Source organism: Pseudomonas allokribbensis, from assembly GCF_014863605.1.
Lineage (GTDB): Bacteria > Pseudomonadota > Gammaproteobacteria > Pseudomonadales > Pseudomonadaceae > Aquipseudomonas > Aquipseudomonas allokribbensis.
In genome coordinates, this window is sequence record NZ_CP062252.1 from 5,287,055 (window position 1) to 5,303,765 (window position 16,711).

Sequence of the window (16,711 nt, forward strand, 5' to 3'; positions counted from 1 at the left end):
GATGAGGGGAAAAGGATGCTCCCGATGACGAACGTGCGTGAACTTGCGGGTATTGCGCCATGAGTGTGCAACCCGGGCAAATCAATCGTCGCGTACTGATCGTCGACGATACGGCGTCGATCCACGGCGATTTCGAGAAAATCCTCAAACCCGCCACGATTGAAGACGACAGCCTGGACGAAACCGAAAGCCTGCTGTTCGGCACCCCGTCCACCGCGTCTACCACGCAAAAAGAACATTTCGAGCTGGATTCGGCCTTTCAGGGGCGCGAAGCCCTGGACAAGGTCGAGGCCGCCCTGGCCGCTGGTCGTCCTTACGCCATGGCCTTCATCGACATGCGCATGCCACCGGGCTGGGACGGCCTGGAAACCATCGAACGGCTCTGGCAGGTCGATCCCAAGCTGCAAGTGGCCCTGTGCACCGCCTACTCCGACTACTCCTGGGAAGACATCGACGAGCGGTTGCCGCTGAACGATCGCCTGCTGATCCTGAAAAAACCCTTCGATGCGATCGAAATCCGCCAGATGGCCAGCGCTCTGACCGTCAAATGGCAAATGACCGAAGACGCCGCGCTGAAGATGAACCTGCTGGAACAAGCCGTGCAGGACCGCACGCGGGAGCTGTCCGACGCCAACATCATCGTGCAGAACAGCCCGACCATCCTTTACCGGTTGCGCGGCGAGCCATCGTTTCCGCTGATGTACATCTCCCACAACATCACCCGCTACGGGCATGTCGCGGCCGATCTGGTGGGGGCGGCCAACTGGGCGCAGGTGCTGATCCATCCGGACGATCAGGCCAATGTCGATGCCGCCATGGCGCGGGTGCTGGACCGGCATGCCCTGGGCGCTTCGATCGAGTTTCGCCTGCGCACCGGTCAGGGCACCTGGCGCTGGGTGGAGAACCGCTACATCCCGGTGCGCGACCACGACGGCCGGCTGCTGGAAGTGGAAGGCATCATCCTCGACATCACCGAACGCCGGGTAGCCGAGGAGAAAATGGCCCAGCTGGCCCGTACGGACGGCCTCACCGGGCTGGCCAATCGCGCCACACTGATCGAACGCCTGCATCAAGCCTTTGCCGCCGCACGTCGGGGGGCGGCGCCATTCGCGGTGTTTTACCTGGACCTGGATCACTTCAAGCGAATCAACGACACCCTCGGTCATCCGGTCGGCGACCTGCTGTTGCAGCAAGTGGCACAACGGATCAAATCCGGCGTTCGGGAAAACGATGTAGTGGCGCGTCTGGGTGGCGATGAATTCGCGATCCTGCAACTGGACGTCAGCGAACCGACCCAATCCGCCGCCATGGCCACCAAGATCCTTGAGGCTCTGCAGGCGCCCTATCAACTGGCCGGCAACGCCGTGCGCATTTCGGTCAGCATCGGCATCAGCAGCTATAGCCCCGCCAGCTTCGATGCCGACAGCCTGTTGGGACAGGCCGACATGGCGCTGTACCGCGCCAAGGAATCCGGACGCAATCAGTATCACTTCCACTCCGAGGAAATCACCCGGGAGGTGGCCGAACGCATGGTCCTTGCCGAAGAGTTGACGACGGCCCTCACCCAGGGAGGGCTGAAGCTCGATTACATGCCGGAAGTGGACCTGCACAGCGGCAAGATTCTCGGCATGGCCGCGCAGGTCAGTTGGCAACATCCCAGGCTTGGCCTGCTGCCGGCGTCGGCCTTCGTACCGGCGGCGGAAAAGACCGGCGCAATCATTCCACTCGGACGCTGGATCCTCGATCACGCCTGCTGGCAGATGCGTCAGTGGCAAAACGAGGGAGTGGCGCCACCGGTGATGGCGATCAAGATTTCCCTGGCACAGCTCAAGTCCGGTCCCGAACTGATCTACGACGTGTTGCGCACCACGGCCCGCTGGGAGCTGGCGCCATGGGATCTGCGATTCGATGTCACCGAAGCCACACTGGCCCAGACCCAATGGACACACAACGATGCGTTGCCGCGCCTGCGCGAGTTGGGTGTGACCATCGCCATCGATGATTTCGGCACCGAATACTCATCGTTCGATTACCTGAAAACCTACCGGGTCAATCACCTCAAACTCGCCCAGTCCCTGATCGACAATGCGGCTCAGGATGAAGACGGCGCCAATCGGCTGCGGGCGATCGTCAATTTCGCCCGGGACCTGGCAATCGACATCAGCGCCGAAGGCGTCACGCCTGAGGATCAGGGCAGTGCCCTGGTGTCCTGCGCACCGTTGAAAAACGTGCAGGGCTTCAGCTTGAGCGAAGCGGTCAGCCCTGAACAGGCAGCCCGACTGCTGAAGGACTGGAGTGCGGCCGCCACGCTGCCCAAGGAGGATGAAGGATGAAAACGCCTTTTCCCCAGACCAACCGGCGGATTCTGATCGTCGACGATACGCCGGCGATCCATGCCGATTTCCGCAAGATCCTCGCCCCCGAGAGCGGTGGCGAAGCGGATCTGAGTGGTCTTGAACAAACGCTGTTCGGTACCCGCCAGTCGCCGCACCTGACCTTCCAGCTCGACTCTGCCTACCAGGGCCAGGAAGCCTTGAAACTGGTGCAACACGCGCTGGACGAAGGCCGTCCCTATGCCCTCGCCTTCACCGACATGCGGATGCCGCCCGGCTGGGATGGTCTGGAAACCATTGAAAAACTGTGGGAGGTCGATCCCAACCTGCAAATCGCGCTGTGCACCGCCTACTCCGACTACAGCTGGGAAGCCATGGCCGAGCGCCTGGAGTTCGGCGATCAGTTACTGATCCTGAAAAAACCGTTCGACACCCTGGAAATCCGGCAGATGGCCAATGCCCTGACCTGGAAATGGCAACTGGCCCAGGACGCGGCGCTGAAGATGCTCAGCCTCGAACAAACCATCGAGGCGCGCGTGCACGAGTTGCTCAAGGTCTCGCACCTGTTGCAATACGACAGCCTCACGGGCCTGCCCAACAGCACCTTGCTCGGCGACCGTCTGACCCAGTCACTGGCCGCTTGCCGGCGCCATGACAAACAACTGGTGGTGATGTTTCTCGGCCTGGATCGCTTCAAGCGCATCAACAATGCCCTGGGCCATCCGGCGGGCGACGAGATGCTCAAACGGGTCGGCCAGCAACTGCTGGCCTGCGTGCGCGAATCGGACTCGGTCTTTCGCTATGGCTCCGACGAGTTCGTGGTGATGCTCAGCGACATCAACCACCCGCAGCAGACGCGCAGCATCGCCGAAAAACTGCTGGCGGCCATCCGTGAGCCACAGACGATTGTCGGTCACGACGTCAGTGTCACCGCCAGCGTGGGCATCAGTATTTATCCGGACGACGGACTGGAAGCCATCGACCTGATCAAAAAAGCCGAAACGGCCATGCGCAATGCCAAGGAAAGCGGCCCGAACGAGATCGGTTTCTTCATCGAGGCCATGAACCAGCGCGCCCGGGAACAGCAAGGCATCGAATCGGGCATCCGCCAGGCCCTGCAGCGGCACGAATTCGTCCTGCACTACCAGCCGAAAATCGATCTGGGCAGCGGCCGGGTGGTGGGCGCCGAAGCGCTGGTGCGCTGGCAAAAACCGGGACATGGCTGGGTGTATCCATCGGAGTTCATCCCGGTGGCCGAAGACAGCGGCCTGATCGTGCCTCTGAGCAAATGGGTGCTGGGCGAAGCTTGTCGTCAGACGCGAGACTGGCAAAAAGCCAGGCTGCCGCCGATCCGCATGTCGGTCAACACCTCGGCCATCGACTTTCGCCAGCGCCTCTTTGTCGAGGGCATCGAACAGGTGCTGGAAGAGACCGGGCTGGATCCCGTGCTGCTGGAACTGGAGATCACCGAGGGCGTGCTGATGCAGAACGTCGACGCGACCATGAGCGCGTTGAACCGCTTGAAAGCGTTGGGGGTCAAGCTGGCCATCGATGATTTCGGGACCGGGTATTCCAGCCTGAGTTACCTGCGGCGGTTCCCCATCGATGTGCTGAAAATCGATCAGTCGTTCATTCGCGGCCTGAGCCATGACAGCAGCGATGCCGCGCTGGTCGGCGCGATCATCAGCCTGGGCAAGAGCCTGAACCTGAACGTCATCGCCGAAGGGGTGGAGACCGCGCAACAGTTGGCTTTTCTCAGGTCCCACCACTGCGAGGAAGGCCAGGGCTACTACTTCAGCAAGGCCCTGCCGGCGGACGCCTTCGCCCGCCTGCTGATGACCGGGTTGCCGGGGCCATGGAGCGCATCATGAACACGCCGCCGACGTGCCCGTCCCGCAGCGTTCTGTTCCTGCTGCTGTTCGTTCCCTGCGCCAATACCGTTGCCGCGCCGCTGGACGAGCCGCTGAAACCCTTGCCCGAGATTCCGAAACAGGACCCGAAGCGCGTCGAACTGGGTCGCCAGCTTTTCCACGATCCACGGCTATCGGTCAACAACACCCTGTCCTGCGCCAGTTGCCATCAACTGGACAAGAACGGGGCCGACAGCCGAGCCTTTTCCCCGGGCTTCGATGGACAACCGGTAGCGGTGAACACGCCGACCGTGCTCAACGCCAGCCTCAATTTCCGCCAGTTCTGGGACGGTCGCGTCGAAACGCTGGAAGAGCAGACCAATGTCGTCATCACCAGCCCCCACGAAATGGGCAGCGACTGGAACACCGTTGTGCAACGGATCGCCGACGAACCCGACTATCGCCAGTCTTTCAGCGCTGCCTACCCGGATGCCGTGACGAAAGCCAATATCCAGAACGCCCTGGCGGCCTACGAACGCACGCTGCTGACACCCGACTCACGCTTCGATCAGTACCTTTTGGGCAACACGGACATCCTGACCCTGGATGAAAAATACGGCTATCAGCGTTTCAAGGACTACGGCTGTATCGCCTGCCATCAGGGGGTGAACATCGGCGGCAACATGTTCCAGAAGTTCGGGGTGTTCGGCGACTACATCGCCGATCGCGGCAACCCGACGCTGGCCGACCAGGGCCGGTTCAACGTGACCGGCGACGAAGACGATCGCGCCGTGTTCAAGGTGCCGAGCCTGCGCAACGTCGCGCTGACCGCGCCGTACTTCCATGACGGCTCGGCGCCCACCCTCGAACGGGCCGTGGACGTGATGTTCCAGTATCAGTTGGGCCGCATGCCGAGCGAGGAAGACAAGGCGCTGATCATCGAGTTTCTCAAGACCCTGACCGGGCACTGGGAGGGCAAGCCATGATGAAGATGTCACGCCGGGTCAGCCTGATATTGCTCGGGCTCGTCGCCGTGCTGCTGGCCTCGACCCTGGTTTTTCTGTACCTCAAGTCCAGCTCCGAGCAGACCACGACCTACACCGAATCCCGGGACCTGATCCGCCAGATCAAGCAACAGGACGCCCTGTGGGAAAGCGAAATCCTCAAGGCCCGGGTGGCGATCTCGCACAATTACGACCCGCTGGTTTCACCGATGAACGAGATGAACCGCCTGTGGGCACGCTTCGACACCATGGAGTCCGGGCACGGGCGCAACGACTCCACGCAATGGGATGAGGCCCACGAAGGGTTCCTGAAAGCCATGCAGGAAAAGACCCGTCTGGTCGAACAGTTCAAGTCACACAACGCGTTGTTGCGCAACTCCCTGGCGTTTCTGCCGACCGCCGAGGATGACATTCAGGCGCAGCTGACCAATCTGTCCGACCTCGACAAGATTCAATTGCAGAACATCGTCACCGACACCTATGACCTGCTGCTCAGCGCACTGGAATTCGCCCAGGTCGCCTCCGACGACAAGGCGGCCGATATCGAGCTGGGTTTGAACAAACTCACGGTGAACGCGCAACGCTTGCCCCGGGACTTCCAGACGCCGATCAGGATCCTGAGCAATCACATCACCCTGATCCTGCGCGAGCAGCCGATCGTCAACCGCCTGCTCGACCAGATCGAAGCCATTCCCGTGGCCGAGCGCCTGGACACCATCACCAACATGCTCGATCAGGATCAGCAGCGGGTCGAAAAGATCGACCAGAAATACCATTTCTACCTGCTACTGTTTTCCGTCCTGCTGATGTTGTCACTGCTGTGGCTGGCCATCCGGCTGATCCGCAGCTTCGCCGAGATCAACCGGGTCAACGCGGCCCTGCAGACCGCCAACGATGTGCTGGAACAAAGGGTCGATGAACGGACCCGCGAGCTCAAGAACGTCCAGAGCGAATTGCTCGACGCCGCGCGCCAGGCCGGCATGGCCGAAATCGCGACCAACGTGTTGCACAACGTCGGCAACGTGCTCAACAGCGTGAACATTTCCTCCGACCTGATCTCGCGAAAACTGCGCAGCAGCAAGGCCCTGGGATTGGGCAAGGCAATGCAACTGATCAACGAACACCCGGACGACCTCGGGCCATTCCTGACCGAGGACGCCAAGGGCAAGTTGCTGCCCGGCTACCTCAACCAACTGGTAGGCGCCATCGCCCAGGAACAGCAGGAAATGGCCGACGAACTGGCCCAGATGAACAAGAGCGTCGATCACATCAAGGACATCGTCGCCACCCAGCAATCCTATGCCGGGGCCAACAGCATGACCGAGCCGCTGTACATCAACGAACTGCTCGAAGACGCCCTGCGCATGAATGCCGGCGCACTCACCCGGCACCATGTCACGGTGGTCAAGGAATACGGCGACGTGCCTCAGGTGATGGGCGACAAACACCGTTTGCTGCTGATCCTGATCAACCTCATCAGCAACGCCAAGTACGCAATGTCCGACCTCAGCAACCGCCCACGGACCATGACCCTGGGCGTGAAGATCGTCGACGAGAGTTTTCTGGAAATCAGCGTCAGGGACGATGGCGAAGGCATCGCCCCGGAAAACATGACACGGATCTTTGCCCACGGCTTCACGACCCGCAAGGAGGGTCATGGCTTCGGCCTGCACAGCTGCGCCCTGGCGGCCATCGAGATGAACGGCCATCTCACCGCCCACAGTGACGGGCCGGGGCTGGGCGCCATGTTCACCCTGCAGATTCCGCTGATCACCGTAACGGAGAACGCATGAGCGAACTGTCGAACCGCCGCATTCTGTTGATCGACGACATGCCGTCGATCCACGAAGACTTTCGCAAGATCCTCGCCCCGACCCAGGCGCAGTCAGCGGAACTGGACGAGATGGAAGCGGCCCTGTTCGGCGCACCTGCCAAGCCCCGGCGAGCAACGTTCGAACTGGACTCGGCCTATGGCGGTGAGGAAGGCCTGGCCAAACTCAACCTGGCGTTGCAGGAGCAGTGCCCGTACGCCCTGGCCTTTGTCGACATGCGCATGCCCGACGGTTGGGACGGGGCGAAAACCATCGAGCATCTCTGGCAACAGGATCCGCAATTACAGGTGGTGGTGTGCACCGCTTATTCCGACTATTCCTGGGACGAACTGCTGGATCGCCTGCACGCCCATGACCGGTTGCTGATCCTGAAAAAGCCGTTCGATAACATCGAGGTCCAGCAGATGGCCAACACCCTGCTGACCAAATGGCAGATGACCGAACGCGCGTCGCTGCAAATGCATCACCTGGAACATTTGGTTGACCAGCGCACCGCCCAGTTCAAGCAGGCCAGCGAAGCCTTGCAGCGAGAGATCGACGAACGCAAGCAACTGGAAGGCCAGTTGGTGCAGTCGGAAAAACTCGCCTCGCTGGGGCAACTGGCGGCCGGGGTTGCCCATGAAATCAACAACCCGATCGGGTTCATCTCCTCCAACCTCGGCACGCTCGACGGTTACTTCCAGCAGTTGCTGGCCATGCTCGGCGCCTATCACGCCGCCGGGCAGACCCTGGCCGCCGAGCCCGCTGCGCAGTTGCAGCAACTGCGCGAACACCTCGAAGTGGATTTTCTGCTCGAAGACATTCCGGTGCTGATCCGCGAATCCAAGGAAGGCATCGGCCGGGTCGGGCAGATCGTCAAGGACCTCAAGGACTTCTCCCGGGTCGATACCCAGCAGCAATGGCAGTGGGCGAACCTGCAACAGGGCATCGACTCGACCCTGAACATCGTCGCCAGCGAACTCAAGTACAAGGCCGATGTGGTCAAGGAGTATCAGGACCTTCCGGACATCGAATGCCTGCCCTCGCAGATCAATCAGGTCATCATGAACCTGGTGGTCAACGCGGCGCAGGCCATGGGGGCGGAACGCGGCACCATTACCCTGCGCACCGCTGTGCAGGGGGAGTCGGCGATCATCGAAGTGGCCGACAACGGCTCGGGCATTGCGCCCGAGACCCTGCAGAAAATCTTCGACCCGTTTTTCACGACCAAACCGGTCGGCCAGGGGACAGGGCTGGGGTTGTCCCTGTCCTATGGCATCGTGAAGAAACACGGCGGGGACATTTCCGTCAGCAGCACGCCGGGGACCGGCACAACGTTTCGCGTGCAACTGCCATTGCGCCAGACCCGGCCTGCGGCCTGATGTCAGGTCAGATCAGGTCGCTTCCTGGAAATCCATTTCCGGTGGCTGGCGACGGAAGCCGCCGGTCAGCACCGCCAGATACACCACGCCAATCGCCAGCCAGCTCAGGCCCAGGTACACCGCCAGGTGATCGAGGCTGACCATCAGCCACAAGTCCGCCACCAGGCCGATGAACGGGAAGACCAGAAACAGCACCAGCTCGCGCAAGCCTTTCTTCTCGCCGCCAATCCAGTAATGGAAGATCACCGACAGGTTGACCAGACTGAAGGCCAGGAACGCGCCGAAGTTGATGAACGAAGTCGACGTGGTCACATCGAGTTTCAGCGCCAGCAAGGCCACCACCGCGCAGAGCAGGATGCTGTTGACCGGCGTGCCGAAGCGCTCGTGCAAGGTGCCGAAGAACGACTTGGGCAACACACCGTCACGGCCCATCGCGAACAACAACCGCGAACCACTGGCCTGGGCGGACAGACCCGAAGCGAACTGACCGACGATCAGGCCGATGAGGAAGATCGAGACGAACAGGTCACCACCGATGTTGCGTGCAATTTCGTAGGCCGCCGAGTCGACGTTGTCGAACTGGAACGACGGATGCGCGATCTGCACGAAGTACGACACACCGACGAAGATCAGCCCGCCGATCAGGGTGATCAGCATGATTGCCCGAGGGATGGTGCGGCGCGGGTCGCGGGTTTCTTCGGTGAGGGTGCTGACCGCATCGAAACCGAGGAACGAGTAGCAGGCGATAGCCGCGCCACTCATGATCAGCGGCATCTGCATGTCGCCGTTGAAGAACGGTTTGATCGACCACAGCGGTGTGCTGGCATCGCCGCCGATGTAATGCACGCACAGGGCGACGAAGGCAATCAGCACCAGGAACTGCACCAGCATCAGCAAGGCGTTGATGCCGTTGGCCAGCTTCAGGCCGATGATGTTGATCGCGCTGGTAATGCCGATGAACGCCAGCACCCAGATCCACTGCGGGATCGACGGGAAGGCCGAAGCGAGGTACGCGGCGCCGATCAGCCAGATCGCCATCGGCAGAAACAGGTAATCGAGCAGCACCGCCCAACCGGCGATGAAACCGAGTTTCGGGCTGATGGCCTTGCGCACATAGCTGTAGGCCGAACCGGCCACCGGAAACGCGGCGGCCATGTGGCCGTAACTCATGGCGGTGAAGAACATCGCCACCAGTGCCGCCAGATACGCGGCCGGCACCATGCCGGCGGTGGATTGGGCGAGGATGCCGAACGTGCCGAGGACAATGATCGGCGTCATGTAGGCGATGCCGAACAGCACCACCGACCCCAGCGAAAGGGTGCGTTGCAAACGAGCCATGGGCGACTTACTCCGGATTTTATTGGATTTATGGCAGAGGCCGAGTTCGGCGAATGTTTCGGGTGTTGCTTTGTTGTTTTGGGTACAACTCAAAGGTTTGATCGTTCCCACGCTACGCGTGGGAATGCCTCCATGGACGCTCCGCGTCCGCTCTTTGGACGCAGAGCGTCCCGGGCTGCATGCCCACGCAGAGCGTGGGCACGATCGGATATCTTCTGTTCTTTAGCGCGAAGGGATCAGCAGCTCTCGTACTCCCGAGGCGTGTTCAACCACCTCCCCCGGCAACCTCAACCGCTGATCATCCAGATAGCGATAATCCTTGCGCGCCAGTTCCAACTGGCCGAAATCCAGTTCAACGCTGAACCGTCCTTCCTCACGCCCGGCCTCGAACAGCACCGTGCCCAGCGGATCCACCAGCGCACTGCCGCCGGCAAACATCAACCCGTCATCCCCGGCTTCCACACGGTTGACCATCAGCGCAAACGCCTGGTTTTCCTGGGCCCGGGCCATGATCGCGGTGCGGTGAGTCGGCCCGTACGGATCCATGTTGCCGTTGGTGACGATCAGCAAGTCGGCGCCCAGTTGCGCCAGGGCGCGGGCCGATTCCGGGAACTCGATGTCGTAGCAGATCAACAGGCCGACCCGCACGCCGTACCACAGGCAGGTGGCGTAACGGTCGCCGGCCTCGAACACACCGCGATCCGACGCCCAGAGGTGGGTCTTGCGGTATTTCAGGGCGATGCCTTCGGGGGTGATCAGCAGCGTGGTGTTGTAGAAACGGCCGTTGTCGTTTTCGGCCATGCCGATCACCACGGCGATGTTGCGTTCGCGAGCCGCGGCCTGCACCGCGCTGACGGTCGGGCCGTCTACCGCTTCGGCGATCTGCGCCACGGTGTCAGCGGTCGGAAAGCCCATCAGATGGGTCTCGGGGAACACGACCAGTTGCGTGTCAGCCGGGCACGCGGCTATCGCCGCCAGGGCGCGCTCGAGGTTGTACGCCGTGTCTTTGTCACGGCCCGCCAGTTGGGCGAGTTCGACTTTCATGGGGAGTCCTTGTTATGAGCGCCGGGCGCCGAAAGATTGCCCGGCGGCTGTCTGTGGGCCAGTATGCTTCGCATTCGACTGGCCAGGGAATTACGCGGCCGGGGTAACCCGATAGGGGTAGAGGCATGACTCTTTCGTTTGACGACATCACCTGGCACCGCGCCGTCGGGCAGTTGATCGACGCCCTCGACAAGCCGAATTTCTGGGCACAACTGGTGCGCCTGCTCGACCAGTACGTGCCGTTCGATAGCTGGGTGGCGCTGCTGTTCAGCGCCGACCGTCACCCTCAGGTGTTCGCCGAATGCCCGGGCGAAGACGGCAGTCCCGACCAGTTGTTCCAGGATTATCTGCGCGGGTTGTACCTGCTCGACCCGTTCTACATCGCCTGTCGCGAGCAATCGCGCACCGGGTTGTATCGCCTGTCGGAGGTCGCGCCGGAGCATTTCGAGCTGACCGAGTATTACCAGCGATACTTTCGTCTGAATGTGGTGGCCGACGAAATCCAGTTCAATTGCCAGCTCGAAGGCGACCGCACGCTGTGCCTGTCACTGGGCAGCAAGCAGCGTTTCAGTGGCGAGCAGATTGCCCTGCTGTCGCTGATCCAGCCGTGGGTGCTTGGCCTGCTGCGCCAGCGCCTGCCCTACGAAATCAATGAAATCGTCGCCCTCGCCCCGTCGCCGGCGCAACCGGACTGGCGGGTGCAACTCGAAGCGTCGGTGCAGCAACTCAAGGGCGCGCAACTGACCGCCCGGGAACTGGATGTCGGGCGTTTGATGCTCAGCGGTTGCTCCAGTAAAGAAATCGCCCGTAAGCTGGAAATCTCTGTTGAAACCGTGAAAGTCCATAAGAAACACATGTACAGCAAGCTGGGGATCAAGTCCCAGTCGGAGCTGTTTTCGATCTTTCTGCAGGCGCAGAACGCCTGACTGCCGCAAAAAAACCGTCCGAACCAAGGAAACCGTATGAGCCTGTCACTCCTGAGCCGCTACGCCTTCTTTGCCGTCTGCGTGATTTTCACCCTCGCCAGCCTGCCCTTTCTCGACCATGACTGGTTGTGGCCGATCACCGCCGTCACCGGGGTGCTGAGCCTGATCGGTCTGTTCGACCTGATGCAGAGCCCCCACGCGGTACGCCGCAACTACCCGATCCTGGGCAACATCCGTTATCTGGTCGAGGGTATTCGCCCGGAAATCCGTCAGTACCTGCTGGAATCCGACAGCGACGCCCTGCCCTTTTCCCGCGCCCAGCGTTCGCTGGTGTACTCGCGGGCCAAGAACGAAAGCGCCGACAAACCGTTCGGCACCCTGATCGATGTGTATCAGTCGGGTTTCGAGTTCATCGGTCACTCGATGCGCCCGGCGCCGTTGAGCGACCCGAACAGCTTTCGCGTGACCGTTGGCGGCCCGCAATGCACCCAGCCGTACTCGGCGTCGGTGTTCAACATTTCGGCCATGAGTTTTGGCTCCCTCAGCGCCAACGCGATCCGCGCGTTGAACCAGGGTGCGAAACTCGGCAACTTCGCCCACGACACCGGTGAAGGCAGCATCAGCCCCTATCACCGCGAACACGGCGGCGACCTGACCTGGGAACTGGGCAGCGGCTACTTCGGCTGCCGCACCAGCGACGGTCGTTTCGACCCGGAACGTTTCGCCGCCCAGGCGCAGACCCCGCAAGTGCGAATGATCGAAATCAAGATGAGCCAGGGCGCCAAACCCGGCCACGGCGGGATTCTGCCCAAGCACAAAGTGACCCAGGAAATCGCCGACACCCGCGGCATTTCCATGGGCGAAGACTGCATCTCGCCGTCCCGCCACAGTGCGTTCTCCACGCCGATCGAGATGATGCATTTCATCCAGCAATTGCGTGAACTGTCCGGCGGCAAACCGGTGGGCTTCAAGTTCTGCCTCGGCCATCCGTGGGAGTTCATGGGCATCGCCAAGGCCATGCTGGAAACCGGCATCCTGCCGGACTTCATCGTGGTCGACGGCAAGGAAGGCGGCACTGGCGCCGCGCCGGTGGAGTTCACCGACCACATTGGCGTGCCGATGCGCGAAGGTCTGCTGTTCGTGCACAACACACTGGTCGGCCTGAATCTGCGGGACAAGATCAAACTCGGTGCCAGCGGCAAGATCGTCAGTGCGTTCGACATCGCCAGCGTGCTGGCCATCGGCGCCGACTGGGCCAACTCGGCGCGCGGCTTCATGTTCGCCATCGGCTGCATCCAGTCGCAAAGCTGCCACACCAACAAATGCCCGACCGGCGTCGCCACCCAGGACAATCTGCGCCAGCGCGCACTGGTGGTGCCGGACAAGGCGCAGCGGGTCTACAACTTCCACCGCAATACGTTGAAGGCGCTGGCAGAAATGCTCGCCGCCGCCGGCCTCGAACATCCATCGCAACTGTCGGCCAAGCATCTGGTTCGGCGCATGTCGGCGACCGAGATCAAACTGTTCTCGCAGCTGCACGTGTTCCTGAAACCGGGGGAGTTGCTCACCGGGGAAGTGAACGGCGAGTTCTATTCGCGGATGTGGCAGATGGCGCGGGCGGACAGTTTCGAGCCGCAGGAGATCGCGGCCGCCTAGCGGTAACGCTCAGGGCATAGCACTTCGGATACTCACCAACTCAAGAGCCGACCATGGGGCGGCTCTTTCATGACGATGAAACCGTAATCGCCGATCAGATAGATGCGGTAATAGAGGCGATCCACCAGGGCTGGAAAACCCTGATAGCCGACGCGGGTGGCGTTGCGCCGTTCGCGTTCCGCGACCACGTTGGTGATACCGGCCGACGGCAGGTTTTCCGCGAGCATGAAGTAGTCGATGTTCAGCAAGTAGCGCAGCACCGGCAGTTGTTTGAACGTGCCTTCCGCACCCGCCAGCCAGCGATCGGAGTAAGTCACTGACAGATAAATCCGTTTGGCTTCGCGCAGTTCGCGATGGGAGGAAATGTCCTGGCTGAGGCTGTACAGGGCGCTATTGGCGAAGGTTTTTTCCATCATCAGCACCCGCCCGTAAGCGAAGGACAGCGACAACGTTGCCAGAAACGGAATTGCCAACAACAGGGGCAGCCGCGAGTGCAGCGACGTCAACCCGACATAGGCCAGATAGAACAGCAAGATCAGCAGCACGCCGAACCCCATCAGGGTGCGTGCGCCTTCGTTGAAGTCGCGAAACAGCAGCGTCATGCCCGGCACCAGCAGCACAATCAACGGCAGCGTCAGCAGGCAGATAAATCCCAGGAGCAAACCTTGTGCGGTGGGCTCATTGCGCAGGCGAATCTGCCGTCCCAACCGCACACCACCGATCAGTGCACACAGCACCAACACAATAAACACCGTTGTGTAGCCGCCGTGAAACAGCAGCGCAACTTTCTCCATCACCCGACCGATATTGATGCCGATCTGCAACAGCGGATCAGCGCTACCGTTGAGCAACTCCGTGCGCCCGGATTCCGTGAACGGATAGGCCGTGACCGCATAGATCAGCACCGCCAGCACCAGTTGCGCCAGCCTCCATCCCGACAGGTGCCAGAACTCCGCCCACGGCACTCGCCGATGAACATTCCTCAGCAACTCCACACAACACAGCCCGAGAAACACATTGAGACTGACCTGATACAACCCGATCGCCAGCGCCAGTAACACCGACGGCACCAGCCATCGCGGTATCCGGGAAGTGCCGCAAAAAGTGATCGCATAAATCACCGCCACCAGACTCAGGGCCATGCCGGCCCCGTCGTATTGATAGGACAGGTTCTGCAACAGGAACGGGTTGTACCAGAGCGGCAACGGCACCAGGCAACAGGCCAGGGTCGGTTCGGGGAAATAGTGAAAGGTCAGTCGGGTCAGGGCCAATGACATGGCCAGCGTGGCGAGCAACAACGGCAAAGGAAAGATGTTCGGCGCAGCGCCGGTGAACGTCAGCGCCTGATACAGCCAGTCCATGAACAACCGCCCCTGCCCGGCCCAGACATTGCCGGCAGCCAGGGTGCGCCAGTTGTCGTCGATGTAGGGGAAGTCGGCGAGGATCAGCGGCAGGATGTACAGCGTCGTGGCGAGCAGGAAAAACAGCACGACCTGACGGCGGCCGAGTTCTCGTACGAGAAAATCGCTCATCCTCATTTCAGTGCCTCTGTTCACCGCTGTGCTGATTTCGACAGTGATAAAGCTTGGAACATGACAAGGGATCAGAAGTCGTTTTCACCGGTCTTTCAGACCAGCGGTTTTAAACCTGCACCAACGAAAAAGCCCCGGCCAATCGACCGGGGCTTTCGCGTTTCAGCACTGGCGTTTTACGACGCCGAACGCACCGCGCCCCGGGACGCATCGCTCGGTTGCAGCTTGAACACGTAGAACAACACGGTCAGCAGCACCAGGAACGCCGGGCCGACATACAGCGCCACGCGAGTGTCCGGGAAGTACGCCATCAGGCCTACCACCAGCACCAGGAACGCCAGCGCCAGATAGGAGCTGACCGGGAACAGCCACATCTTGTACTTCAGGCCGGCACGTTCGCTGGCGCTCAGGCCTTTGCGGAATTTCAGCTGAGCCAGCAGGATCATCACCCAGGTCCAGATCGCACCGAAGGTGGCGATCGAGGTGACCCAGACGAAGACTTTTTCCGGCACCAGATAATTCAGCAGCACACCCAGCAGCAGGGCGAAAATCGACAGCAGCAATGCCCGACGCGGTACGCCGTTGCTCGACGTGCGGGCGAAACCGGCCGGCGCCTGGCCGTTCTGCGCCAGGCTGTAGAGCATGCGCCCGGTGCTGAAGATGCCGCCGTTGCACGACGACAGTGCGGCGGTGATCACCACGAAGTTGATGATGCCGGCAGCGGTCTTGATGCCCAGACGCTCGAAGGTCATCACGAACGGACTGCCCTGAGTGCCGATTTCATTCCACGGGTAGATCGACAGGATCACGAACAGCGCGCCGACGTAGAACAACAGAATCCGCCAGAACACCGAGCCGATCGCATTGGGAATGGTCTTCTGCGGGTTCTTCGCTTCACCGGCGGTCAGGCCGATCATCTCCACACCCAGATAGGCGAACATCACCATCTGCAGGGACATCAGCACGCCCGTCACGCCGTTGGGCATGAAGCCGCCGTGGGCCCACAGGTTGGAAATCCCCAGCGCCACACCGTCGTTGCCGAAACCGAAGGCAATGATGCCGATGCCGCCGAGCACCATGGCGATAATGGTGACGATCTTGATCAGGGCGAACCAGAACTCGAACTCACCGAAGGCCTTCACCGCGATCAGGTTGATCGAGCCCATGCTGATCAACGCCGCCAGCGCCCAGATCCAGCGCGGCACATCGGGGAACCAGATGCCCATGTACACCGCCACCGCGGTGATTTCCGCGACGCAGGTCACCAGCCACAGGAACCAGTAGTTCCAGCCAGTCAGAAAGCCCGCCAGTGGGCCGAGATAATCCTGTGCGTAACGGCTGAAGGAGCCGGCGACCGGGTTGTGCACGGCCATCTCGCCGAGGGCGCGCATGATCACCAGGATCGCCAGACCACCGATGATGTAAGACAGCATGATCGCCGGGCCGGCCATTTCGATGGCCTTGGCCGAACCGAGAAACAGACCGACACCGATACAGGCGCCGAGCGCCATCAGGCGAATGTGCCGTTCGCCGAGTTCGCGTTTGAGCGGGCCGCCTTGAGCGGTCTCGCCATGAGGCAGGTGATTGCCTGTTGGCATTTGGGGACATCCTCGTCTTGTTATTGGATAGACCACCGTGTGTCGAAGCGTCGGCCGGTAGGCCTTGGCTTCCCGACACCGCGCCTGCCTCGTGGGCAGATGCGTCCTGCAGGGCCAGACCTGGAGGATCAGCGGGCTGGCAGTATAAAAAGCTTCCAGCAGGAAATTTCACTCTAAAAGACGCGATATTCAGCGACATAATTCGCCAATCATCGGACTTTCGAGATAAACACTCCT

The 16,711-nt window shown here is 61.2% G+C and carries 11 protein-coding genes; 7 read left to right on the forward strand and 4 right to left on the reverse strand.

Translation table 11 applies throughout. The features are described 5' to 3' along the window. Positions 1 to 59 precede the first annotated feature (59 nt). The 5 genes from IF199_RS24230 to IF199_RS24250 are packed head-to-tail and all read left to right on the forward strand — an operon-like array spanning position 60 to position 8,380. Positions 60 to 2,333, forward strand: a complete 2,274-nt coding sequence (locus IF199_RS24230) for a GGDEF/EAL domain-containing response regulator (protein ID WP_192558896.1) — start codon at positions 60 to 62, stop codon at positions 2,331 to 2,333. Beyond that, a complete protein-coding gene (locus tag IF199_RS24235; protein ID WP_192558897.1) occupies positions 2,330 to 4,204 on the forward strand; it encodes a putative bifunctional diguanylate cyclase/phosphodiesterase in 1,875 nt (624 codons plus the stop codon). Before IF199_RS24230 ends, IF199_RS24235 begins: the two co-directional genes overlap by 4 nt. Continuing rightward, positions 4,201 to 5,169, forward strand: coding sequence for a cytochrome-c peroxidase (locus tag IF199_RS24240; RefSeq protein WP_192558898.1), 969 nt, complete (start codon positions 4,201 to 4,203; stop codon positions 5,167 to 5,169). Before IF199_RS24235 ends, IF199_RS24240 begins: the two co-directional genes overlap by 4 nt. Then, complete coding sequence (locus IF199_RS24245; RefSeq protein WP_102620787.1) at positions 5,166 to 6,980, forward strand: DAHL domain-containing protein; 1,815 nt, start codon at positions 5,166 to 5,168, stop codon at positions 6,978 to 6,980. The genes IF199_RS24240 and IF199_RS24245 overlap by 4 nt, the downstream gene beginning before the upstream one ends. Continuing rightward, positions 6,977 to 8,380, forward strand: a complete 1,404-nt coding sequence (locus IF199_RS24250; protein WP_096818524.1) for an ATP-binding protein — start codon at positions 6,977 to 6,979, stop codon at positions 8,378 to 8,380. The genes IF199_RS24245 and IF199_RS24250 overlap by 4 nt, the downstream gene beginning before the upstream one ends. A gap of 12 nt (positions 8,381 to 8,392) precedes the next feature. On the opposite strand, the gene IF199_RS24255 is transcribed toward IF199_RS24250, so the two are convergent. Then, complete coding sequence (locus tag IF199_RS24255; protein ID WP_192558899.1) at positions 8,393 to 9,718, reverse strand: APC family permease; 1,326 nt, start codon at positions 9,716 to 9,718, stop codon at positions 8,393 to 8,395. Between the two features lie 222 nt (positions 9,719 to 9,940). After that, positions 9,941 to 10,762 carry a carbon-nitrogen hydrolase family protein gene (locus IF199_RS24260; RefSeq protein ID WP_192558900.1) on the reverse strand — a complete coding sequence of 274 codons (822 nt, stop codon included), beginning with the start codon at positions 10,760 to 10,762 and terminating at the stop codon, positions 9,941 to 9,943. Between the two features lie 125 nt (positions 10,763 to 10,887). Here IF199_RS24260 and IF199_RS24265 point away from each other — a divergent pair, with 125 nt between their 5' ends. Both IF199_RS24265 and IF199_RS24270 read left to right on the forward strand, forming a co-directional pair. Continuing rightward, complete coding sequence (locus IF199_RS24265; protein ID WP_102620791.1) at positions 10,888 to 11,688, forward strand: helix-turn-helix transcriptional regulator; 801 nt, start codon at positions 10,888 to 10,890, stop codon at positions 11,686 to 11,688. Between the two features lie 36 nt (positions 11,689 to 11,724). Next, complete coding sequence (locus IF199_RS24270) at positions 11,725 to 13,344, forward strand: FMN-binding glutamate synthase family protein (protein WP_192558901.1); 1,620 nt, start codon at positions 11,725 to 11,727, stop codon at positions 13,342 to 13,344. 32 nt (positions 13,345 to 13,376) lie between these two features. Here the strand turns inward: IF199_RS24270 and IF199_RS24275 are convergent, their stop codons facing one another. Continuing rightward, on the reverse strand, positions 13,377 to 14,882 hold the full coding sequence (locus IF199_RS24275) for a glucosyltransferase domain-containing protein (protein ID WP_192558902.1): 1,506 nt from the start codon (positions 14,880 to 14,882) through the stop codon (positions 13,377 to 13,379). A gap of 170 nt (positions 14,883 to 15,052) precedes the next feature. Then, on the reverse strand, positions 15,053 to 16,474 hold the full coding sequence (locus IF199_RS24280; protein ID WP_102620793.1) for an amino acid permease: 1,422 nt from the start codon (positions 16,472 to 16,474) through the stop codon (positions 15,053 to 15,055). Between the last annotated feature and the right edge of the window lie 237 nt (positions 16,475 to 16,711).